The organism is Ruegeria sp. D7 (assembly GCF_056534355.1).
On record NZ_JBQFPG010000009.1, the window covers coordinates 133,947 to 156,560 of the forward strand.

Here is a 22,614-nt window from a genome sequence, read left to right on the forward strand (position 1 = left end):
TCTACACCTTGAGTCTTGCTGAGGCGCGCGAGTTAGCGGATCGTTTCGATGCTGTCAATTTGCCGGAACGTCCTCGACGACACCCACGATGGGTCCCAGCGAAAACCCGATATCCGACCGGTTGCTGGCGCGATCATACATGCGGGAAATGTTGCCATCTAGAAACAGCGCATTTGGTGTTTTTAATACATCGCGGAATAGGCTGCCAAATTCAAAGAAAGTGACGTAATCGTCCGAGATCGCAAACACCGCACGCGTGCCATCGGCGCTGGTGCCCACCCCGTTTCGGGTGTAGCGCGAGGTTGAATCCGGCAGAAAGCGAGGGTGTAACTCTCCGTTGATCACCAGCATGGGGCCCGATTGTGTCGCAAAGCGGCACTGCGGCGCCTGATCGACGAAATCCAAAGTCTCGAACACATCAGAACGGTTTTTACGGATGCAGAACACACCGTTGGGCAGCAGGCCGAAATTGCCGGGTCCGGCATTCGGTATCACGCGCATCTGCTCTTCCCCCTCTTCGACATAGTGGCCGACGGGCGAGCGGTCGTCATGGTACATGCCTGCATTCATCGCAAAGACGAGCCTTTTCCCCTGAGGCTCCAACGCCTCATTCACCGAAGAGAAATGACCCAGCAGATCGCCATTTTCATCGTTCAGAAACAGGCGCAAATCTTCCGAGGTATCTACCTCGCAAACCGTATATCGCTTGTCCTCATGAGTCAGCTTCTCGCAAGTGACTGCAGAGACTTGCGCGGCCCAAAGGACAGCACACAGCGTGACAAGGGTACGGATCACTCGTCCAGATCGCGGCGTACCGCGTCCTGATTAAACATACGGCGGGTGTCGTCCAGTCGATCAAACGTGTCGTCCAAACGGAACCGCAGGTCGGGTGAGAATTTCAGGCCCACCTTCTTGCCCACTGCGCGCCGAAGCTCACCCTTGTTTCGAGCGAGCAGTTCGATCACGTCCTCCTGCCCCTTGCCGCCCAAGGGCAGCACATAGGCGGTGGCGATCTTCAGATCGGGCGAGGTGCGCACCTCACCCACAGTGATCGACATGCGGTTCAGGTCGGGGTCGTGGACATCTCCGCGCGCCAGAACCTCGGACAGGGTGCGGCGGATCAGTTCGCCGACGCGCAGCTGTCGTTGGGATGGGCCGGGGCCATCGTGGAATTTGTTCTTTGCCATGCCCCCCGATCTAAGCCCAAAGCGGGGCTTTGCCAAGCGGGCGCGAACCGGGTAGGAGGCTTTGAGCCGACTTTAGAAAGGAGCAGCGCAATGACCCATATTCCGGGGATCGTCATCACAGGGGCTTCGGGCCGTATGGGGCAGATGCTGATCAAGACCGTGTCTGAGAGCGATCAGGCGCGTCTGGTTGGTGTGGTCGAGCGTAAGGGTCATGACTGGATCGGTCAGGATGTGGGTCAGGCAATGGGCGGGCAGGCGCTCGGTGTTACCGTCACTGACGATCCGCTGGAGGCATTTGCGCAGGCGCAGGCTGTTATCGACTTTACGGCGCCCGAGGCGACGCTCGAGTTTGCCGCGCTGGCAGCACAAGCGCGGTGCGTTCACGTGATTGGCACCACCGGAATGACGGATGAACAGATCGCAGCTTTGGAACCTGCCGCGCGCCATGCCGTGATTGTGCGGGCCGGGAATATGAGCCTTGGGGTCAATCTGTTGGTGCAGCTCACCAAAAAGGTTGCCGCCGCGCTGGATGAGGATTTCGATATCGAGGTCATCGAGGGGCATCACCATCACAAGGTCGATGCGCCTTCAGGCACGGCTTTGATGCTGGGCGAAGCTGCCGCAGAAGGGCGCGGTGTCAAGTTGGCGGATGTGGCCGATCGGGGCCGCGACGGTATTACCGGTGCGCGAAAACGCGGCGATATCGGCTTCCACGCGATTCGTGGCGGAGACATTGTCGGCGAACACGATGTCCTGTTCGCGGCACCCGGTGAGCGTATCGTGTTGCGCCATCTAGCTACTGACCGTGCGATCTTTGCCCGTGGGGCGCTCAAAGCCGCGTTGTGGGGTCAAGGCAAGGCACCGGGCCAGTATGACATGGTGGATGTTCTGGGGCTGTAGGCTTTAGGATCAAGAGCCAAGAAAATTCGACGAATTTTCTTGGCTCTATCGATCGGGCAGATGAAAGCTGTCTCAGCTTGCCTGAATGTGCCGGTCGACCATCCGTTGTACCATCGGTGCGAAATGGGCGAAATCCGGGGTCTCCATATCAGCGCGTTTTCCCGCTTCGTCCAGATAACGGACCTGAATGATCTCTTTCAGGTTCGGATTTGCCTCGAACTCGGCTATCTCCTTGCCACTCATCGGACCACCCTGCAGTTCCAGCGTATGGACCGAGGCTTCGGACAGGCGATTGAAATACTCCGGCTTGGTGGCGCAGAGATACCGCTTGGCTGCAACGTGATACCGGCAGCAATCGGTGATGACCGACGGAAAGAACTGCTCCAACACCTCTGCACCTGCATCTTCATGATATCGGTCCTCGGTATCGTCCGGATGGTAAGTGCCGAATTCTGAAGTAAAATGGCCAATGTCGTGCAACAGCGCACCGACGATGATTTCTTCAGACTGTCCGTTCTGTTCCGCAATCGTGGCACCCTGCAGCATGTGCTGGGCCATGGTGACGGGTTCCCCCAGATATTCCTCACCCCCCCGACGATCGAAGATGTCACCGATAAAGGCCACGATATTGTCCCGGTTTAAGGTCGAGAAATCGGGTTTCATTCCGCCGCCTCCGGTTGTGCCATCTGCATGGCGGCCAGTGTCGAAAGCAGCCCATCCTTGTCAGCATAGCATCCCTGCAACCAGCGAGACCCGGCCCCGGAATAGCCCAGCCGTGCATGCATTACGCGAGTGTTGTCGACGATGAAACTTTCGCCCGGTTCCAGCTTGAAAGACACGCCCATAGCGGGATCGTCAATGATCTCACCCAGCTGGCGATAGGCTGCATAGTAGGCTTCCATCTTGTCAAAGGGTACATCCACGAACGGCGCAGACGAGCGGTTGTTGAAGCGAATGCCGATCAACTCGCCATCGGGAGAAAGCTCGATCATCGGGCGACGTGACCGCAAACAGACCCCGTCCGAACCTTTATACTCGAACCGTGCCGGATAGCCTGCAAGCAAGGCGAAGCCCTCGGGGTTCAGATCGCGCAGACGCTCAGCCGCGCGGAAACCATCGACAACGATGGAATCGCCGCCTTCGGCCGAATTCTCAAGGCAGTAGAGGATTTGCAGTGTCGGCACCGGGTCGCGATAAGGGTTGTCGGTATGGGCCTGCAACCCCAACCCAGTATAGGCGAGGTTGGTCGGGTTCACCTCGGTCCGAACCTCGAAATAGGGGCCATAATTTGTCTGGCGCACGTAGCCGAATAGATCGGCCACTTTCAGCAGCGATTCCGGCTCGGTCGGGCCACCTGTCAGCTTGGCAAAGCCGTACTCCGCGACGGCAGCCAGCCAGCTGCGCTTGGCCTCCGGGTCGGTGTGCACCCTTTCCCAGTCACCGCTGGGGGCGGTGATACCACGCTCCCATGTGGTGACGCAGGATGCGGTGCGGCCAACTTCTTGCGCCTGTTCGCGGTCATAAACGTGATCGGCTAGCCAATCGGCAGGGAACATCACGGATTTGTTTTCGGGCTGGAACGTAACGCTCAGATCGCCATTTCGGATCTCGGCAGCGCTGATCGAGATATCGGAGGGGATATCGCCGATTGTGATCAGGCGCTGCCCGTTGCCGGGGGCGCGGGTCTCGGGGTCCAGCGCATTGTCGCGCAGCCAAATGGCGTGAAATCTGGCCTGGGTACCATCGGAAAATGCGACGGTGACCATGGAAGGGTCGAAAGTAGCTGAGCGCAGCATGGGGTCTCTCCTGTTCGGCGCGGGCTTTGCTTGAGGAGATATGCGCTTCGTGGCATTACTACAATTAAACCTTATTGCCACTGAGGGCTGGAAATACTTATGGCTAAGAAGCAGATCGGTTTACCTCCTCTGGACTGGCTGCGCGTGTTCGAAGCCGCCGGGCGATTGGGCGGTTTTTCTGCTGCTGCGCGCGAATTTGGTTTGACGCAGGCGGCGGTCAGTCAACGGATAGGCAATCTTGAGGCGTGGCTGGGCCGGTCATTGTTTGTGCGCGAAGCCCGCGGTGTTTCGCTGACCATCGAAGGCGAAAGCTATCTGCCATTGGTGCAGGACAGTCTGCAAGCACTGGAACGCAATACCGAGGATCTGTTCGGCAAAACTCCGCGCGAGCTTCGGGTCGCGGGACTTTCGTCGCACATCCACGCGCTGGTTCTGCCAGCCTTGCCCGCATTTCTTGAAGCGCAGCCCAATGTGCGTGTAATGACAGATTCGATGGCGCGCCGCGCCTCGCTGGAGGAAGAGCGTACCTGGCTGCAGATCCGCTATGGCAGAGGCGTTTGGCCTGGACGAAAGGCAAAGCTAATTGCGCCTGAAGTTCTGGCACCGATGGCCGCATCTGGCATCAAGTGGGGTGCGCCGCTGATTGATTTGCGCGGAGAACGCCCGGGTTGGAAGGACTGGGCGCAGGTAGCGGGGGTTGATGAATTACCGGCTGGTCGGATCAGTTTTGACTCGGTAGGTCATGCGATCACGGCCGCGCGTCAGGGCATGGGGATCGCGTTGGGTTCACTACCGTTGGCTTCGGGCGGCTTAAAGACTGGTCAGTTACACAGATTGGATATGCCCGAGCTTCGGACAAAGGATGGCTATTGGCTGACCTGGCCCGAGGATCGGGCAAGGTCGAAACGGCAAAGAGCGTTGATAGACGACTTTCTGCAGGCGCTTCGGGGCGCGGCCTGATCAGAAGTCGATGGCGATGCCCTTTTTCTCCCAATCGCCATAGCGGGCCGGATCGGGACCGTCGCGCCCACCCAGTTCCTTGGGCTGCGCCTTGGCTTCCGCTTCGGCCTTTTTGCGACGTTCCTCAGCCTCGGCCAATGCGCGCTGAGCGGCGGGGGGCAGGTCTTTGCGCTCGTCACTCATGACATCGGGTTCCTTTCTGTTCAGGGCCTTGATATACGCCCTCGTCCGCCCAAGGCAATGCGGCAAAGGTCACGAGAGGCACTCAGCATCATGTCAAACTCTGCAACCGCCGCGCGGCGCAGTGCAATCTATCTGCTGGATCAGATATTGGGCGAGGGGCGGCTGTTACCTGAATGTCTGGCGGCGGGCGCATTGGATCGTCTGGTACCCGAGGATCGCGCGCGCGCGCAGCGTCTGACTATTGAAACCCTACGCGGGCTTGAGCGTGCCGACCGGCTGTTGGCCGATCACTTGCGGCAGACACCGGCGCTAACGGTGCATAACGCGCTGCGGCTTGGAACGGTCGAGTTGTGTCAGGGCGAGGCCGCGCATGGCGTGGTCAATTCGATGGTCGAGATCGTGGGACGCTCGCGCAAGCATGGGCGGCTCAAGGGGTTGGTGAATGCAGTCTTGCGCAAGATTGCCGCCGATGGGCCGGATGCTTGGCCCAAGATGCGCGTGCCCCGTCTGCCCGACTGGCTGCGCGATCCTCTGATCATGGCGTGGGGCGATGACGCGGTAAAGGGTATGGAACAGGCCCATTTCAATGGTGCACCGCTGGACGTGACGCTGAAACCGGGCGCTGAGGCGCCGGGCGGAGAAGCCCTGCCCACCGGCTCAGTCCGTTTGCAGGATGCGGGGCAGGTGTCGGCTTTGCCGGGCTACAAGCGTGGAAACTGGTGGGTTCAGGATGCGGCAGCGGCGCTGCCTGTGCGCGTGCTGGCCCCGAAAGCCGGGGAAAAGGTGTTGGACCTTTGCGCCGCGCCCGGTGGCAAGACGTTGCAATTGGCTGTGGTAGGGGCAGAAGTCACGGCGCTGGATATCTCCGAAACACGGTTGGAGCGGGTGCGCGAGAACCTGAAACGGACAGGTTTGAAGGCTAAGGTGATCGCTGGTGATGCGCTGGACCATCAGGGCCAGTATGATGCCATCCTGCTCGACGCGCCGTGTTCGGCCACGGGCACGATTCGCCGCCATCCTGATTTACCCTTCGCCAAGGATGGCTCGGAATTCGGGGGATTGATCGAGCTACAGGCCCGTATGCTGGCCCATGCCTGGACCCTGCTCAAACCCGGAGGCCGATTGGTATATTGCACCTGTTCCTTGTTGCCGGACGAAGGAGAGGTGCAGATCGAAGAGGCGCTGGATCAATACCCGGATATGCAGATTGACCGTGCGGCGCTTGAGATTGCGGGCGTTGAACCGGACTGGATTACAGAAGAAGGTGGCTTGCGTCTGCGCCCGGATTTCTGGCCGGACAAGGGTAGCATGGACGGGTTCTATATCGCCTGTCTGAACAAATCCGCTTGAGGCGACGCTTTTCGATGACTTGACGCGCGGACCGGTCTATCGTGTGTTCAAGCGCCCGCAGAGCGCAAGGGGCAGAGTCGCAAGCGTCATGTCAGAATCGGACACAATGGCCAATCGCTGGATGCGGTTTCAGAACCGCCTTTACGCGCGCCTGAGCCAAAGGCGGAAGGCGGTTTCGGGATTCGTCAGCCAGCCTGAGCCGCGCACCGTCGGTTCGTATGCACGCGGGCGACAACTGGTGGCCGGGAATCTCCTTTTCGCTGGATATCTGGTCGAGGCGGATGACACCGATCTCTGGGATGTTGCTGCGCCCAGTCCGGATTTTGATGATGAACGCCACGGTTTCATCTGGCTGGATGATCTGGCAGCCGTCGGCGATATGCGCGCCCGTGAAAAGGCGCAGCGATGGGTCTGGGGCTGGATCACCGCACATGGTCGCGGGAAGGGACCCGGCTGGGCGCCGGACCTGACCGGGCGTCGGGTGATGCGCTGGATCAACCACGCGCAATTTCTGCTACGCGGCGCTGATGAGGCGCAAAGCAGAGCTTTCTTCCGCTCCTTGGCACAACAAACATGGTTTCTTTCCAAACGCTGGACAGCAGCAACACCAGGATTGCCGAGATTCGAAGCGCTCGCAGGGCTGGTTCAGGCTGGTTTGGCCCTGGAGGGGTTGGAGCAACTGGCTGATCCCGCATTGCGCGCACTGGCCCGGGAATGCGACCGCCAGATCGATGCCGAGGGCGGCATTCTCACCCGCAACCCTGAGGAATTGCTGGAGGTCTTCACTCTGCTGGCCTGGACCTCTGCTGCACTTGGTGAAGTTGGCCGAGGCACGCCTGCCTCTCAGACCGGGGCGATCAAGCGCATTGCACCTACTCTGCGAAATCTGCGTCATGCAGATGGATCTCTGGCCAGATTTCACGGGGGCGGGCGTGGGCTTGAAGGGCGGCTGGATCAGGCACTGGCACAAAGCGGTGTCAAGCCGCAGCAGCATTCGGACCTGTCAATGGGTTATGCACGGCTTGCCGCCTCGAGAACCACGGTTCTGGTGGATGCCAGCGCGCCTCCCAAAGGTGCTGCGTCGTTCAACGCCCACGCATCCTCGCTTGCGTTTGAGCTGACCTCGGGGCGCCGTCCTCTGATCGTGAACTGTGGATCAGGCGGCAGTTTTGGGCAGGAATGGCGCAGGGCAGGGCGCGCGACCCCGTCGCATTCGACCCTATGCGTCGAAGGGTATTCCAGCGCCCGGCTTGCAGAAGGCGCAAATGGGTCGTCGCAGGAAGCATTGGTGGATGGCCCGCAGGATGTGCCCGTGGATTTCGAGGATGCATTCGAAGGCACCCGCTTTATGGTGGGTCATGACGGCTACGCCAAAGTGTTTGGCCTGACCCATGCCCGCACGCTTGAACTGCGCTTTGACGGGCGTGAGCTGGTGGGCGAGGATATTCTGCTGACCGCAACCGACAAAGCCAAACGGCAGTTCGATCGCGCGATGGACGGGGCAGGTCTGCAGGGGATAGCCTTTGACATCCGGTTTCACCTGCATCCTGACGTTGATGCGGCACTTGATCTGGGTGGCGCTGCGGTGTCGATGGCGCTCAAGAGCGGTGAGATCTGGGTTTTCCGCCATGATGGCGTTGGAAAGTTGTCAGTTGAACCAAGCGTTTACCTTGAAAAAGGCCGTTTGAAGCCACGCGCGACAAAACAGATCGTTCTATCTGGGCGCGCAATGGAGTATGCGACGCGCATCCGGTGGACGCTCAGCAAGGCTCAGGATACAGCCTATGCCGTGCGGGATACGCACCGGGACGAGCCCGTTTTCGACTGACGCCAAAAGGACCTTTGGACCCATGACCGACCTTCACCCCGTGCGCCGCGCGTTGCTTTCCGTTTCCGACAAAACCGGGCTGATCGAGCTGGGAACGGCGTTGGCCGAACGCGGGGTTGAACTGCTTTCGACCGGCGGTACCGCGAAGGCGCTACGCGATGCGGGGTTGGAGGTGAAAGATGTCAGCGAGATCACCGGCTTCCCCGAGATGATGGATGGCCGGGTCAAAACGCTGCACCCGATGGTCCATGGCGGGCTGCTGGCTCTGCGCGATAATGACACCCATGTCGCCGCGATGAACGAACATGGTATCGGCGCAATCGACCTGCTTGTGGTAAATCTCTACCCGTTTGAAGCGACCGTGGCTAAAGGCGCTGCCTATGATGAGTGCATCGAGAACATCGATATCGGCGGCCCAGCCATGATCCGGGCGGCATCCAAGAACCATGCCTTTGTAAACGTGGTTGTGGATGTCGAAGATTACTCGTCGCTGCTGGATCAGCTGGAAGAGAATTACGGTAAGACTTCTCTGGGCTTCCGTCAGTGGTTGGCGCAAAAGGCCTATGCCCGCACTGCCGCCTATGACACAGCCGTGTCCAACTGGATGGCCGATGCGCTGGAGCTTGAGGCGCCCAAACGCCGCGCCTTTGCCGGTGAGCTGAAACAGACCTTACGATATGGCGAGAATAGCCACCAGTCGGCAGCGTTCTATGTAGATGGCTCGGGTCGACCGGGCGTGGCGACGGCGGTACAGCATCAGGGCAAGGAACTGAGCTATAACAACATCAACGATACCGATGCCGCCTTTGAGTTGGTCGCTGAGTTCGACCCGGTCGAAGGGGCAGCTTGTGCGATTATCAAGCATGCCAATCCGTGTGGTGTAGCGAAAGGTGCGACGCTGCTTGAGGCCTATAAAGCCGCGTTCGACTGCGACAGGACTTCGGCATTCGGCGGTATCGTGGCGTTGAATCAACCGCTGGACGCGGAAACCGCGCAGGAGATCACGGGGATTTTCACCGAGGTTGTGATCGCTCCGGGGGCGTCAGACGAGGCCAAGGCGATCTTCGCCGCCAAGAAGAACCTGCGCCTGCTGACGACCGAAGCTCTGCCGGATGTGACCGCCGGTGGTAAAACTGTGCGACAGGTGGCAGGTGGCCTGCTGGTGCAGGACAAGGATAACGGCTTTGTTGGTATGGATGACTTGAAGGTGGTCACCAAAAAAGCACCATCTGAGGAACAGATGCGCGACCTGCTGTTCGCGTGGAAAGTGGCGAAACATGTCAAATCCAACGCCATCGTCTATGTCAAAGACGGCGCGACCGTGGGTGTTGGCGCGGGGCAGATGAGCCGCGTTGACTCGGCACTGATCGCGGCAAAGAAAGCAGAGCGTATGGCTGATGCGCTGGGCTTGCCCCAGCCGCTGACCATCGGTTCGGCCGTAGCTTCTGATGCATTCTTCCCCTTCCCCGATGGACTTATGGAGGCCGCCGAGGCAGGCGCAACATGCGTTATTCAGCCCGGCGGTTCGATGCGTGATGATGAAGTGATCGCGGCGGCGGATGAGGCCGGTCTGGCCATGGTCTTCACCCGCATGCGGCATTTCCGTCACTGATGCGCGGTTCGTTCATCCTATGGGCCGGATTGGCGGCGTTTTTGATCGACCAGATCAGTAAGTATCTGGTCGTTCACGTCATGCGCGTGGCGCAGGGCGATATCGACGTGCTGCCACCGCTTCTGGTTTTCAGATACGGCGAGAATCGCGGCATCAATTTTGGCCTGTTTCAGGGCGACGGTGACGCCGCCCGCTGGGTGCTGATCGGGGTTTCCGTGGCGATCTGCCTGGGCGTCCTGATCTGGCTGGGCCGCATCGCTCCTACGAAGCTTCAACAATTCTGCGGGGGTCTCCTGATCGGCGGTGCGCTGGGAAATGTCGTGGACCGGGTGCTTTACGGCTATGTTCTCGACTTTTTGAACATGTCCTGCTGCGGGATCAGCAACCCTTTTGTGTTCAATCTGGCGGATGTGTTCATATTTGCGGGAGCTTTGGGATTGGTCCTGTTCGATGGCAAAAAGCCCTCGTGACCTGCCGGACGATATGCGATAAAAGCGCCTGAAACTGGCTGGAGACACTGATGCGTATGCCACGCGCCATTCTTGTTCTGACACTCGCCGTTGTCGTTGCGGGCTGTTCCGATATTGGTTTGCGCAATCTTGATCCGCCCGGAGCGGGGCCGGATGAGTTTTCGGTATTGCCTGTCAAGCCACTGACCCAGCCCAAGGACTACGCCTTTCTTCCAGCGCCGACCCCCGGCGGTGCAAACCTGACCGATCCTAACCCCAAAGCGGATGCCGTTGTGGCGCTGGGTGGTAGTGAGGCAGCGCTGAACCCGAATACCTCAATACCGGCCAGCGATGCCGCGCTTGTGACGGCCTCAAGCAGATATGGCGTTCCTGCCAATACGCGTCAGGTAACGGCCGAAGAGGATGCGGCTTTCCGTAAAAATCGCGGTCGCTGGACCCGCCTGCGCCTGTTCCCGGTTGATCGGTACTCGCAGGTCTATGAACGTCAGTCAATCGATGCGAACGCGACCAATGAAGCGGCGCGTCGTCGTGGGATCGAAACGCCGTCGGCCCCGCCGCTGGAATGAATTCTTCTTAACTTTCCGTCATTGGCCTTGAACCCCGGCGGCACCACCGTAGTTTGAATATCAGAAATGAAACGGAGGATGCCCCATGGTTCGGGCCCTGGCACTGTCGGCTGCCCTGATCGCCGCCACCCCCTTGTTCGCGAAAGAGGGGCAAGAGGCTGTCACCACATTTACACTGGAAAACGGCATGGACGTCGTAGTGGTCGAGGATCATCGCGCTCCTGTTGTGCAGCATATGGTCTGGTACCGGGCCGGATCCGCCGATGAACCGATCGGATCCTCTGGCGTTGCACATTTCCTGGAACATCTGCTGTTCAAAGCCACCGACACAATGGAAGCGGGCGAGTTGTCAGCCACTGTCGCGGCCAATGGTGGCAATGACAACGCTTTCACTTCTTACGACTACACCGCCTATTTTCAGCGTGTCGCCGCTGACCGGCTGGAACTGATGATGCGGATGGAGGCAGATCGTATGCGCAACATCCGCCTGACCGAGAATGATATCATCACCGAACGCGACGTGGTTCTGGAAGAGCGTAATCAGCGGACCGAAAACAATCCACGCGCTCTGTTCGGAGAACAGATGAATGCAGCGCAATATTTGAACCACCGTTACGGAGCGCCGATTATCGGCTGGCGCCACGAGATGGAGGCGTTGGATATGGACGACGCCCTGTCCTTCTACCAGACCCATTATGCACCCAATAACGCCATATTGGTCGTCACCGGAGATGTTGACCCCGACGAAGTCAGGGCGTTGGCCGATCAGTACTACGGTGTTATCCCAGCCAACCCTGATTTGCCCGAGCGGATACGCTCGCAAGAACCACCCCAGACTGCCGAACGTCGCCTGACCTTCAAGGATGCGCGTGTCGCACAACCCTACGTGCAGCGCAGCTATCTGGCCCCTGAACGGGACGCCGGTGAGCAGGAGAAGGCCGCTGCCCTGTTTCTTTTGGCGGAATTGCTGGGAGGAAGCACAACCTCATATCTGAATGAAAAGCTGCAATTTGAGCAGCAGAAGGTGGTCTATACCGGTGCGTTCTACAAGGGGGTCTCATTGGATGACACGACCTTTGATCTGATCGTTGTGCCGGCTGAGGGCGTTTCGCTTCAGGATGCGGAGGATGCCATGGATCAGGCCGTTGCGGATTTCATCGCGGAAGGTGTCAAGGATGAAGACCTGGAGCGCATTAAGATGCAGCTCCGCGCCGCGCAGACCTATGCACGCGATAACGTGGACGGTATTGGAAACCGCTATGGTCGTGCGTTGACCAGCGGGTTAACGGTCGAGGATGTGCAGGCCTGGCCCGACATCCTGCAGGCTGTGACAGGTGACGAGATCATCGCGGCTGCCCGTGAAGTGCTGCAACCTGAAACCTCGGTCACTGGCTGGCTGATGCGTGACGATGAGGTGACACAATGAAACGGTTTGCCGCAACGCTGATTGCGCTGATCATTGCCCTTCCCGCCTGGGCCGAGATTAAGATCAAAGAGGTAACCTCGCCCGGTGGTGTTACCGCTTGGCTGGTCCAAGATCATTCGATCCCCTTCACCGCGCTGGAACTGCGGTTTCGTGGAGGAACGTCGCTGGATGATCCCGATAAACGCGGCGCGGTCTATCTGATGAGCGGCCTGATTGAGGAAGGCGCCGGCGACATGGATGCCCGCACCTATGCACGCGAACTTGAATCTCTGGCTGCATCCTTCAGCTACAGGGCAACAGATGATACGGTCTCCATTTCGGCGCGGTTCCTGACTGAGAACCGGGATGAAGTGATTGATTTGCTGCAGACCACAATTCATGAACCGCGTTTCGATGAGGATGCGATCGATCGGGTGCGCGCTCAGGTGATTTCGGGTCTGAAGTCCGACCAGACTGATCCAAGCGATATTGCCGGACGCAGCTTTGCTGAAATGGCATATGGGGATCATCCTTATGCGTCGGACGGTAAAGGTACGATTGAAAGCGTTTCAAGCCTGACCCGCGACGACATCGTCGCTGCCTACGACAATGTCTTTGCCAAGGACAGACTGTATGTCGGGGCTGTTGGCGACATCACGGCAGAAGAGCTGGGCGTACTGTTGGACGAATTGCTGTTGGATCTGCCAGCAACCGGGAAACCCATTCCAGAGAAGGCGAAGGTCACCATTGACGGCGGTGTCAGCGTAGTGGACTTCAACACTCCGCAATCCGTCGCCCTTTTCGGGCAAAGTGGCATTGATCGCGATGATCCCGATTTCTTTGCGGCCTATATCCTGAATCACATTCTGGGCGGCGGCGGTTTCGAAAGTCGCCTGATGCAGGAAGTACGTGAGAAACGTGGCCTGACCTACGGTGTGGCGACCTATCTGGTGCCCAAGGATCTGGCGTCGGTGTATCTGGGCTCGGTCTCATCTGCCAATGACCGTATCGCCGAAGCGGTCGAGGTGATCCGACAGGAATGGGCGCGCGCGGCTGCGGAAGGTGTGACGCAGAAAGAATTGGATGACGCCAAGACCTATTTGACCGGGGCCTATCCGCTGCGTTTTGACGGCAATGGCCAGATTGCCGGAATCATGGTCGGGATGCAGATGGAAAATCTGCCTATCGACTACATTGCGACTCGCAACGACAAGGTGAATGCAGTGACCTTGGAGGATGTGAACCGGGTGGCGTCTGAACTGCTGGACCCCGAGAGTCTGCATTTCACCATCGTCGGCAAACCGGAAGGGGTGGACGGCTGACGTCGTCCATCTACCCGCTGCCGAACAGGATTATTCGTTGTTATTGAATAATTTTTCTTGGAATTGACGGCAGTGGGTGATGCGAACCACTGGCGAAAACAACGAGTTTGTGACCTCTTGCAGGGCGCAGCGCCAGACAGAAGATCGGCAATTCTCCGCCTTAAGTAATCGTTAACTCGCCTTGGCCATACTTTGGCCAGAAATGTCGAGAATTCTATGTTAGTCGGGAGCGGAGATGGGGTTCAGAAGATCAACATCTCCTGAGACGAGGCTTGGGACGGATAGCGGCACCATGATAGTTGCGATAATGGGATTGGGAATACTTGCAGGGTTGTTAACCTTTGCTGCCGCTTTGATTGTCGGTCAATCTCTGCTCAGCGCTTTCGCACTTTACGTGGTGGCCGGTACGCTGACATCGCTTTTGTTAGCAGCGGGTATCTATTTCAGAAGCTCTTGAATTTGGTAGGTTGGAAATAAAGCCCAGCGACTGAAAAGTTTGCCACCAATCGGATTCCTGTGTTCTAACCTAAGCCTGGCCCTTTTTCGCTGCGCGCAGCATCTGACCCATCATCTGGCCAAACTTGCCCGAGCCGCGTTGATACAAAGCCCCATCAACCGCCATGACCGTGCCGCTGATATAGCTGGCCATATCAGAGCTGAGGAACAGGCAGGCATTGGCCACATCCTGCGGTTGGCCCCAGCGACCCAGCGGGACATCCCGGCGCAGCTCTTCATGGGCGTTTTCGGTAGGGGCCAACCGTTTTGCGCCTTCGGTTCCTTCGATGAAGCCCGGAACAACCGAATTCACGCGAATCCCCTCGACGCCCCATTCCATCGACAGAGTTCGGGTGATCTGATCAACGCCCGCCTTGGCGGCGCAAACATGGGCCTGCCCTTCGTAAGGCAGATAGGATTGCGGGGCCGAAATGTTGATAATGCTGGCACCGGGACGTTTGAGATAGGGGTAGGCCCCTTTCATGACGTGGATCGTGCCCATCAGATCGATATCTATGACCGCCTTGAATGCATTGACCGACATTTCAGATGCCAGCGCTGGGAAGTTGCCGGCAGCACCAGAAATCAGGACATCGAAATCTCCAAAAGCGTCGTGGAATTGCTTAAGGCCTTCGGCTACGGCCTCTGGATTGCGAACGTCGAACGCCGCGCCGGTCGCGTCGGATGCGCCTGCTGCTTTCAACGCAGCCACGGTATCATCGACCTTTTCCTGCGACCGACTGGCGACAGCCAGATTAGCACCCGAGGCGGCAAAGGCCTCGGCAATGCCGCGATTGATACCGCTGGTGCCACCAATGACGATGACGGTCTTACCTGAAAAATCCATTTAGGCCTCCGGTGGTACGGGGGCCTTACTCTCCGTAGGGCACCCAGATGTTTTTCACTTCGGTCGCAGCCTGCAGGAAGCGGCGCGAATGGTCCACGCTCCAGTCAAATGCCGTCGCGTTATTGACCCAAGTCCGCTTCAGATTTCCGGCCGAGACGACCTCGATATCTTTAGACAGATCGGTGGACGAGAACGACCAGACCGCATCCACGTTCAGATGCGAGGCCAGCGGCTTTGCCAGCTCTGCGTGGCTGCCGGTCAGGATGTTGACCACACCGGCGGGCACGTCCGAGGTTTCTAGGATCTGGTAAAAATCCGTTGCTGCCAGCGGGTAGGGCTCACTTGCCGCCAGAACCACCCGGTTGCCCATCGCAATCGCTGGCGCCATGGCCGAAACTAGACCCAAGAGGGGTGTTTCGTCAGCACACAGGGCGCCGATCACGCCAACCGGCTCTTTCATGGCAATGGCGACGCCCCGGATCGGAACACCATGTACTTGACCATCATACTTGTCCGCCCAGGCGGCGGCGGTGAACAGTCGCTGGATCGAGGCCTCAACCTCTTTCGCGCCGTCTTTCTTACCGGTCATCGCATCAATACGAGCAGCGAACTCACCCGCACGTGCCGAGAGGTTTTCACCGATGTAATACAGAATCTGAGCCCGCAGATGGCCGGTGGTCTTGGACCAGCCTTTTGCACCCGCTGCAGCCTCAACCGCGTTGCGCACGTCCTTACGGTTGGCCAGACCCACATGGCCAAGTAGGCCGGATTTGCCCCAGACGGGTTTCGAATAGCCGCCATCGGGCCGCGCCTGCTTACCGCCGACATACATCTTGGCGGTGCGGTCAATAGGATCGACTGGAGCGCCTTCGCCCATTGCCGCCTCAATCTTCGCCAGCGGTTTGGCCTTGGCTTTGGGCTTGGTATAGGCCGTCAGCCCTTCCCAACCGCCTTCACGGCCAAAGCCGCTTTCGCGTACACCGCCGAACCCGGCAGCAGCGTCGAACAGGTTAGTTGCGTTCACCCAGACCACGCCCGCAACCAGCTTGGGCGCGATATCCAGCGCGAGGTTCACGTTCTCGGTCCACACAGTCGCGGCCAGCCCGTAGCGGGTGTTGTTGGCCAACTCGACCGCTTCTTCCGGGGTGCGGAAGGTCGAAGAAACCAGAACCGGGCCAAAGATTTCTTCCTGCATCAGCGGATCGGAGGTTTCGAGTCCTGAAATCAAAGTTGGTGGATAGTAGCAGCCATTCGAGGGCAGCTCACAGGCCGCCTGATGAACATGCCCAACCGTGTTGCTTTCGACCATGCCCTTGATGGTCTGTAACTGCACGGGGTCCACAACCGCACCCACGTCGATGCACTTGTCCAGCGGATCGCCGATGCGCAGCTTGTCCATACGGGCACGCAATTTGTCGTGGAAGCGATCAGCGATACCCTCCTGCACCAGAAGGCGCGAGCCCGCACAGCAGACCTGGCCCTGGTTGAACCAGATCGCGTCGACCAAGCCTTCGATCGCTGAATCAATATCGGCGTCGTCAAAGACGATGTAGGCGGACTTGCCGCCCAGTTCCAACGTCAGTTCTTTGCCAAAGCCAGCGGTCGCTTCACGGATGCGACGGCCCACGACGGTCGAGCCGGTAAAGGCGATTTTGTCGACGTCCGAAGACACGATCATCTCACCAACGGCACCATCACCTGTGACGATGTTGACCACGCCTTTCGGCAACCCGGCCTGAGAGCAGATATCTGCAAACAGCAGCGCGGTCAGCGAGGTGTACTCGGCCGGCTTCAGAACCACCGTGTTGCCCATTGCAATTGCAGGCGCGATCTTCCACGCCAGCATCAGCAGCGGGAAGTTCCACGGGATGATCTGGCCGCAAACACCCAGTGCTTCGGCATAGGGCAATTCGCTTTCCATCAACTGCGCCATGCCCGCGTGATAGTAGAAATGCCGCTGTGCCAGGGGGATGTCGATGTCGCGGGATTCACGGATCGGCTTACCGTTGTCGAGGCTTTCGAGCACGGCAAACAAACGCGAGTGCTTCTGCAGCAGGCGCGCAATCGCGTAGAGGTAGCGCGCACGACCCGCACCGCCCAGCTTCTCCCATTTCGGCTGCGCTTTGCGCGCCGCAGAAACGGCGGCGTCCACGTCAGCCTGTTTGGCTTGTGTCAGCTTGGCCAGAACCTCTCCGGTTGCTGGGTTGCGGCTGTCGAATCCTTTGCCGGGTTTGGTAAACGCGCCATCGATGTAGTGGCCGAACTTGTCGCCCTGATCGACCAGCCAGGCCAGTGCCTCGGCTGCGCTTTCGGGGGCAGGGCCGTAGTCCATGGTCTCGAAAATCTCTTTGACTGTCATTGTTTTTGTCCTCAGCCCATGGAGTGACGGTAACCGGCGGAGTATGCGCCGGTGACATAGTGTTCCAACTGCCGCTCAATGTCGCCCAGCAATGATGAGGCACCAAAGCGAAACAGATCCGGCTCCAGCCAGCGGTCGCCCAGCTCGTCCTTGATCAGCGACAGATAGACCAGCGCATCCTTGGCTTTCGAAATCCCACCCGCAGGCTTGTAGCCTACGCGATAGCCGGTACGGTCATAATAGTCGCGAATAGCTCGGATCATCACCAGCGACACAGGCAAGGTGGCGTTGACGCTTTCTTTGCCGGTCGAGGTCTTGATGAAATCAGCGCCCGCCATCATGCATACCAGCGAAGCACGCGCGACGTTGCGCAGGCTGCCCAGCTCTCCGGTCGCCAAAATGGCTTTGACATGTGCATCGCTGCAGGCGACGCGGAAGGCCTTCATCTCATCATACAGGGCCTGCCAGTCGCCAGACAGCACATGACGGCGCGAGATGACGATGTCGATCTCCTCGGCTCCGGCCTTCACGCTTTCTTCGATCTCTGCCACACGCAGATGAAACGGAGAGAGCCCAGCCGGGAAGCCAGTGGATACCGCCGCAACCGGAATACCAGTGCCTTCCAATGCGTCCACAGCCGTTTCGATCATGTCATGGTAGACACACACCGCTCCGGTTGTGATCGGCGGCATGTCCAGCGCCTGCAGAACTGAAGACGCGATAGGCTGACGAGCCTTTGCGCACAGGCGACGAACCCGCCCAACCGTGTCATCGCCCGATAGCGTGGTCAGGTCGATCATTGTGATCGCTTTGAGCAGCCATGCGGCCTGGTATTCTTTTTTCACTGACCGCCGACCAGGCAGCGTCGCTGCGCGGCGCTCGATGGCCGAAGTGTTGGCCTGCACGGCCCGCACCCAATCCAGATCCAGATCCATTCCTGGGTTCCGGGGCTCGGTCACTTGCGGCAGATGCGGGGTGCGCACGGTGCTTTCTGAGCTCTGCGTTTCCATTATTCCGTCCTTTTGGAGGTTCGCGTCAAAATCGCATGGGTCGCAGCGAAAGGGAAGGTGTGCCAGCGTCGTAAGGGGCAAATTTTTGACCAAATGGACAAATATAGTCGTTTTCTTGCGAGTAATTCGCATTTGCATTGACTTAGTTGCGAATGGTTCTCATATTTTGACTTAACAGGATAACCGTTCGGAGTCTGAAATGATTCGTCGATCGCTACTTACGGCATTGGCTCTCGTGCTTGTGTGGCCCGTTGCCGCAATCGCTCAAGCGCCGCTGAAAGTCGTCGCCACCACCGGCATGATTGCAGACGCTGCGCGCCAGGTCGGCGGTGAACAGGTCGACGTGAAGGGCTTGATGGGACCCGGTGTCGACCCTCACGCTTATCGCCAGACCCGCACCGATATTGTTGCGATGACCCGAGCTGATCTGGTGCTGTGGCACGGCCTCTATCTAGAGGCTCAGATGGAAGGTTTCTTTGACGATCTGGGCCGCAAGCGGACAGTGGTTGCCGTGGCGGATGGCATCGACACATCGAAACTGCGCGCCCATGACGACTACGCTGACAAATTTGACCCGCATGTCTGGATGAGCCCGGTTCTGTGGCGCGATGTCGTGATCGAAGTGCAGGAAGCTCTGACCGAAGCCCGACCCGAAGCGGCAGATGAGTTCGCAGCCAACGCACAAGCTTTTCTGGCCGAGATCGATCTGCTGGCCGCCTATGGCAAGCAGGTTTTGGCGGCCGTTCCCGAAAACAACCGCGTGCTGGTGACTGCGCATGATGCATTTGGCTATTTCGGTGATGAATATGGCTATGAGGTGCTGGGTATTCAGGGCATCTCGACCCAATCCGAGGCAGGGTTGAACCGGATCGGTGAGTTGGTCGAAACTCTGGTAGAGCGTCAGCTGAACGCCGTGTTTGTGGAGAGTTCCGTTTCAGATCGATCCATGCGTGCCTTGATCGAGGGTGCTTCGGCCGAAGGTCACAAAGTGGGCGTCGGCGGAGAGCTTTATTCCGACGCCATGGGCGAGCCGGGCACTTATGAGGGCACCTATATCGGTATGCTCGATCACAACATTACTGTGATTGCCGGCGCGTTGGGGGCGGATGTGCCCGAACGCGGCATGAACGGAAAACTGTCGGCGGGGTTTTGAGCCATGATTGAACTCGCCACAGTTCAAGGGGTTTCTATCGAAGGGCAGGACATTGATCTCTGTCCTCTCGCCATACGGGGTTTGACCGTCTCGTACGGTCAGAAACCCGCAGTCTTCTCGGTCGATATGACGGTGCAGCCCGGCGCCATGACGGCAATTATCGGGCCAAATGGGGCTGGCAAATCAACCTTGCTAAAGGCTGCTTTGGGGATCGTGTCTCCGCTGTCGGGTCAAGTGACCGTGTTTGGTCAGCCGCTCGAGGACCAGCGGGCCCGCATCGCCTATGTACCACAGCGCGCCAGCGTGGACTGGGATTTCCCGACGCGCGTGATTGATGTGGTGCTGATGGGCTTGTCGCGTCAATTGGGCCTGCTGGGTCGTGTTCGTGCCCGCCATACCGCCCGTGCCATGGACTGTCTGCACCGTGTCGGGATGCGGGAATTTGCCGACCGTCAGATCGGGCAGCTTTCTGGTGGTCAGCAACAGAGGGTCTTTCTTGCGCGCGCTTTGGCACAGGATGCCGACATGTATTTGTTGGACGAACCTTTTGCAGGCGTGGACGCCGCGACTGAAAAGGCGATCATCGCCGTGCTGAAATCGTTGAAAGAGGCTGGCAAGACCGTTGTTGTAGTGCATCACGATCTGGCCACGGTCACCGAATATTTCGATCATGTGTTCCTGATCAACACCCGCAAAGTGGCCGAGGGACCAGTGGAGCAGGCCTTTACCGCTGAAACGCTGCAAGCCGCTTATGGCGGACGTCTTGCAACGGCTCAAATCGATCAGATTTCGCGCGCGCTGGGGTAATCATGCTTTGGGAGGCTTTGACCTTACAGCTTGGCTATAACGCCACGCTGGTTGCCATTGGTGCGACGTTACTGGGCGTTTCGGCAGGTGTGACGGGCACGTTCTTATTCCTGCGTAAACGCGCGCTGGTTAGCGATGCCATCAGCCACGCGACCCTACCGGGCGTTTGCCTTGCCTTCATGGTGCTGGTGGCTTTCGGTGGTGATGGGCGTAATTTGATCGGACTGCTTGCAGGTTCGGCAATATCTGCATGGATTGGTTTGCTCTGTATGAACTGGCTGACCAGTCGCACACGTTTGGCAGAAGATGCAGCGATCGGCGCAGTGTTGTCGGTGTTCTTCGGTTTTGGTGTCGTACTGCTGACCGTTATTCAAACCATGGGGGTTGGACGCCAGGCAGGATTGGAAGGATTCTTGCTGGGTTCCACTGCTGGGATGCTATGGGCTGATGCTCTGGTCATCGCGATCGGTGGCGCGGCAACGTTGGTACTGGTGATGATCATCCGCCGCCCGATGACGATGGTCGCCTTCGATCCTGAATATGCCGCTGCGCGCGGGTTGCCCGTGCATCGGATTGATCTGGCGATGATGGGGCTTGTGATGGCGGTGACCGTGGTCGGGCTAAAGATCGTTGGTCTGATACTGATTGTTGCTCTGCTGATCATCCCGCCTGTGACAGCGCGGTTCTGGACGGAGCGATCCGACCGCGTGGTCGTCCTGGCCGGTTTGGCCGGAGGTCTTGCAGGGTATCTGGGGGCAGGTGTTTCGGCCTCGGCTCCGAACCTGCCGACCGGACCGATCATCGTTCTGGTCAGTTTTGGGTTCTTTGCCCTGTCGCTCCTGTTCGCGCCGGTTCGGGGCGTGTTGGCAGCTATTCTCAGCCACCTTCGGTTCCAGCGTCGAGTGCACATTCGGCAGGGACTGCTGGCGCTGGCGCAGGGGCAGCAAATCTATGAACCCCTAACCATTCGCCTGTTACGCCGCACCGGCCTTGTGCGCGCCGATGGAGTTGCAACAGAGGAAGGGAGGGCGCGTGCGGCCAAGGCCCTACGAGACGAAAAGCGGTGGGAGATCGTCCGCGCGGATCAGGCGCATGAGGCCACTGCGGCGCTGTACGATGGGCTGCGCGATATCGAGACCGTGCTGACTCGCGATCAGATCGCCGAGATTGATCGTCGTATCGGCGGCCCGCAGGAGGTCACGCCATGAGCGGAGAAGAGTTCGTACCCCTGTCGCTGACGCCTTTGTTGATTGGGACATTCGCGGCCATCGCATGCGCTCTGCCCGGCAACTTTCTGGTGCTGCGCAAACAGGCGCTGATTGGCGACGCGATCAGCCATGTGGTGTTGCCCGGTATTGTCGTCGCGTTTCTGCTGACAGGCGCAATTTCAACATGGCCGATGATGCTTGGCGCAGCAGGGGCTGCTGTGGTCGCCGTGGTTATGATCGAAGCGATCCGGCGATTGGGTCAGATCGAGCCGGGGGCAGCGATGGGTGTCGTATTCACGACCATGTTCGCCGGTGGTGTCCTACTGCTTGAGCAGACTGACACTTCGACCGTCCATTTGGACGTTGAACATGCGCTTTACGGCAATCTGGAAAGCTTGATCTGGCTGGATGCAACGGACTGGTCATCGCTGCTGGATCTACAGGCATTGGCAGGGTTGCCACCTGAATTGCCGCGCATTGCGCTGACACTGACGGGGGTCTTGCTGTTCACGTGGTTGTTCTGGCGACCGCTCAAGATATCAACCTTCGATGAAGGCTTTGCGCGCACAATTGGTATCAGCACTGGTGCGTTAGGGATGGCGCTGGTGATCATAGCTGCGATTGCTGCTGTCGCGGCATTTGATGCAGTGGGGTCGATCATCGTGATTGCAATGTTCATCTGCCCGCCAGCTGCGGCACGGATGATGACCAACCGGTTGGAAGTCCAGATCGTCTGGAGTGTCCTGTTCGCAACCCTTTCCGCCGTGTCCGGTTATGTTTTGGCAGGCTATGGCCCATTGTGGTTGGGGGCTGCGGATGCTGTCAGCGCCGCAGGAATGATCGCCACGATATCAGGCCTGATTCTGGCGCTGACCGCTGCTTTTGGCCCATGCCGAACCCGCAGCGGAGCGCCCAGTCAGGCTTGACTTGGCGTATTCACGCCAACGCCCATCACGCAGTTTCGGCTGAACTTCGCCAAGTGGAAACAATCACGAATTCTTAACAAGATTTATTCCATTTTCGGTGATACCAAACTTTCAATTGGAAACCACAAGACCACCACTCACTCTGGTATATCCGGCCAGTTCTGACCTTAGTCGCTACCCCCTTAACGGCGCGGTCAAACTGGCCGGATACCTCGTTTAAAGCCCGCTCT

General features: G+C 58.6%; 22 protein-coding genes. 14 read left to right on the forward strand and 8 right to left on the reverse strand.

Going from position 1 to position 22,614, the window contains the following annotated elements; translation table 11 throughout:
• Window positions 1-54: 54 nt before the first annotated feature.
• A complete protein-coding gene (locus ACRZ9U_RS14075) occupies window positions 55-795 on the reverse strand; it encodes a phosphodiester glycosidase family protein (RefSeq protein ID WP_170408495.1) in 741 nt (246 codons plus the stop codon).
• The gene (rbfA, locus tag ACRZ9U_RS14080; protein WP_170408494.1) at window positions 792-1,187 is read right to left on the reverse strand and encodes a 30S ribosome-binding factor RbfA; all 396 of its coding nucleotides are present in this window, start codon (window positions 1,185-1,187) and stop codon (window positions 792-794) included. The genes ACRZ9U_RS14075 and rbfA overlap by 4 nt, the downstream gene beginning before the upstream one ends.
• Before the next feature lie 90 nt (window positions 1,188-1,277).
• Here rbfA and dapB point away from each other — a divergent pair, with 90 nt between their 5' ends.
• Window positions 1,278-2,087, forward strand: coding sequence for a 4-hydroxy-tetrahydrodipicolinate reductase (gene dapB, locus ACRZ9U_RS14085; RefSeq protein WP_170394672.1), 810 nt, complete (start codon window positions 1,278-1,280; stop codon window positions 2,085-2,087).
• A gap of 72 nt (window positions 2,088-2,159) precedes the next feature.
• Here dapB and tmpB read toward each other — a convergent pair whose 3' ends face one another.
• Complete coding sequence (tmpB, locus tag ACRZ9U_RS14090) at window positions 2,160-2,750, reverse strand: (R)-1-hydroxy-2-trimethylaminoethylphosphonate oxygenase (RefSeq protein ID WP_170394669.1); 591 nt, start codon at window positions 2,748-2,750, stop codon at window positions 2,160-2,162.
• Complete coding sequence (gene tmpA, locus ACRZ9U_RS14095) at window positions 2,747-3,883, reverse strand: 2-trimethylaminoethylphosphonate dioxygenase (RefSeq protein WP_170408493.1); 1,137 nt, start codon at window positions 3,881-3,883, stop codon at window positions 2,747-2,749. Before tmpA ends, tmpB begins: the two co-directional genes overlap by 4 nt.
• 99 nt (window positions 3,884-3,982) lie before the next feature.
• On the opposite strand from tmpA, the gene ACRZ9U_RS14100 reads away from it, so the two are divergent.
• On the forward strand, window positions 3,983-4,843 hold the full coding sequence (locus ACRZ9U_RS14100; RefSeq protein ID WP_170408492.1) for a LysR family transcriptional regulator: 861 nt from the start codon (window positions 3,983-3,985) through the stop codon (window positions 4,841-4,843).
• Here the strand turns inward: ACRZ9U_RS14100 and ACRZ9U_RS14105 are convergent, their stop codons facing one another.
• The gene (locus tag ACRZ9U_RS14105) at window positions 4,844-5,026 is read right to left on the reverse strand and encodes a DUF1674 domain-containing protein (protein WP_170394659.1); all 183 of its coding nucleotides are present in this window, start codon (window positions 5,024-5,026) and stop codon (window positions 4,844-4,846) included.
• Between the two features lie 90 nt (window positions 5,027-5,116).
• Here ACRZ9U_RS14105 and ACRZ9U_RS14110 point away from each other — a divergent pair, with 90 nt between their 5' ends.
• The 8 genes from ACRZ9U_RS14110 (at window position 5,117) to ACRZ9U_RS14145 (ending at window position 14,036) form a co-directional block, all read left to right on the forward strand.
• On the forward strand, window positions 5,117-6,376 hold the full coding sequence (locus ACRZ9U_RS14110; RefSeq protein ID WP_170408491.1) for an RsmB/NOP family class I SAM-dependent RNA methyltransferase: 1,260 nt from the start codon (window positions 5,117-5,119) through the stop codon (window positions 6,374-6,376).
• 88 nt (window positions 6,377-6,464) lie between these two features.
• Window positions 6,465-8,204 carry a heparinase II/III domain-containing protein gene (locus ACRZ9U_RS14115; RefSeq protein WP_170733897.1) on the forward strand — a complete coding sequence of 580 codons (1,740 nt, stop codon included), beginning with the start codon at window positions 6,465-6,467 and terminating at the stop codon, window positions 8,202-8,204.
• Window positions 8,205-8,226: 22 nt separating this feature from the next.
• On the forward strand, window positions 8,227-9,816 hold the full coding sequence (gene purH, locus ACRZ9U_RS14120) for a bifunctional phosphoribosylaminoimidazolecarboxamide formyltransferase/IMP cyclohydrolase (protein ID WP_170408489.1): 1,590 nt from the start codon (window positions 8,227-8,229) through the stop codon (window positions 9,814-9,816).
• Window positions 9,816-10,286, forward strand: a complete 471-nt coding sequence (lspA, locus tag ACRZ9U_RS14125) for a signal peptidase II (protein WP_170394647.1) — start codon at window positions 9,816-9,818, stop codon at window positions 10,284-10,286. Before purH ends, lspA begins: the two co-directional genes overlap by 1 nt.
• Window positions 10,287-10,336: 50 nt before the next feature.
• The gene (locus ACRZ9U_RS14130) at window positions 10,337-10,852 is read left to right on the forward strand and encodes a DUF3035 domain-containing protein (protein ID WP_170408488.1); all 516 of its coding nucleotides are present in this window, start codon (window positions 10,337-10,339) and stop codon (window positions 10,850-10,852) included.
• Window positions 10,853-10,937: 85 nt separating this feature from the next.
• Window positions 10,938-12,278: a M16 family metallopeptidase gene (locus ACRZ9U_RS14135; RefSeq protein WP_170394641.1), complete on the forward strand. Its 1,341-nt coding sequence runs from the start codon at window positions 10,938-10,940 to the stop codon at window positions 12,276-12,278.
• On the forward strand, window positions 12,275-13,579 hold the full coding sequence (locus tag ACRZ9U_RS14140; protein ID WP_170408487.1) for a M16 family metallopeptidase: 1,305 nt from the start codon (window positions 12,275-12,277) through the stop codon (window positions 13,577-13,579). The genes ACRZ9U_RS14135 and ACRZ9U_RS14140 overlap by 4 nt, the downstream gene beginning before the upstream one ends.
• Window positions 13,580-13,871: 292 nt before the next feature.
• Complete coding sequence (locus ACRZ9U_RS14145; protein WP_170566978.1) at window positions 13,872-14,036, forward strand: hypothetical protein; 165 nt, start codon at window positions 13,872-13,874, stop codon at window positions 14,034-14,036.
• A gap of 69 nt (window positions 14,037-14,105) precedes the next feature.
• On the opposite strand, the gene ACRZ9U_RS14150 is transcribed toward ACRZ9U_RS14145, so the two are convergent.
• The 3 genes from ACRZ9U_RS14150 to deoC are packed head-to-tail and all read right to left on the reverse strand — an operon-like array spanning window position 14,106 to window position 18,290.
• Complete coding sequence (locus tag ACRZ9U_RS14150) at window positions 14,106-14,921, reverse strand: SDR family oxidoreductase (RefSeq protein ID WP_170408486.1); 816 nt, start codon at window positions 14,919-14,921, stop codon at window positions 14,106-14,108.
• A 25-nt stretch (window positions 14,922-14,946) separates the two neighbouring features.
• Complete coding sequence (locus ACRZ9U_RS14155; protein ID WP_170408485.1) at window positions 14,947-17,280, reverse strand: aldehyde dehydrogenase family protein; 2,334 nt, start codon at window positions 17,278-17,280, stop codon at window positions 14,947-14,949.
• A gap of 11 nt (window positions 17,281-17,291) precedes the next feature.
• Window positions 17,292-18,290 (reverse strand): deoxyribose-phosphate aldolase, encoded by a 999-nt coding sequence (gene deoC, locus ACRZ9U_RS14160; protein WP_170408484.1) that lies wholly within the window; start codon window positions 18,288-18,290, stop codon window positions 17,292-17,294.
• Window positions 18,291-18,489: 199 nt separating this feature from the next.
• On the opposite strand from deoC, the gene ACRZ9U_RS14165 reads away from it, so the two are divergent.
• From ACRZ9U_RS14165 to ACRZ9U_RS14180, 4 genes are read left to right on the forward strand one after another with little or no spacing between them, the layout of a single operon-like run.
• Window positions 18,490-19,443 carry a metal ABC transporter solute-binding protein, Zn/Mn family gene (locus tag ACRZ9U_RS14165; protein WP_170408483.1) on the forward strand — a complete coding sequence of 318 codons (954 nt, stop codon included), beginning with the start codon at window positions 18,490-18,492 and terminating at the stop codon, window positions 19,441-19,443.
• Between the two features lie 3 nt (window positions 19,444-19,446).
• Complete coding sequence (locus tag ACRZ9U_RS14170; protein ID WP_170408482.1) at window positions 19,447-20,250, forward strand: metal ABC transporter ATP-binding protein; 804 nt, start codon at window positions 19,447-19,449, stop codon at window positions 20,248-20,250.
• Between the two features lie 2 nt (window positions 20,251-20,252).
• Window positions 20,253-21,458 carry a metal ABC transporter permease gene (locus ACRZ9U_RS14175; protein WP_170408481.1) on the forward strand — a complete coding sequence of 402 codons (1,206 nt, stop codon included), beginning with the start codon at window positions 20,253-20,255 and terminating at the stop codon, window positions 21,456-21,458.
• Window positions 21,455-22,384, forward strand: coding sequence for a metal ABC transporter permease (locus tag ACRZ9U_RS14180; RefSeq protein ID WP_170408480.1), 930 nt, complete (start codon window positions 21,455-21,457; stop codon window positions 22,382-22,384). Before ACRZ9U_RS14175 ends, ACRZ9U_RS14180 begins: the two co-directional genes overlap by 4 nt.
• Window positions 22,385-22,614: the final 230 nt, after the last annotated feature.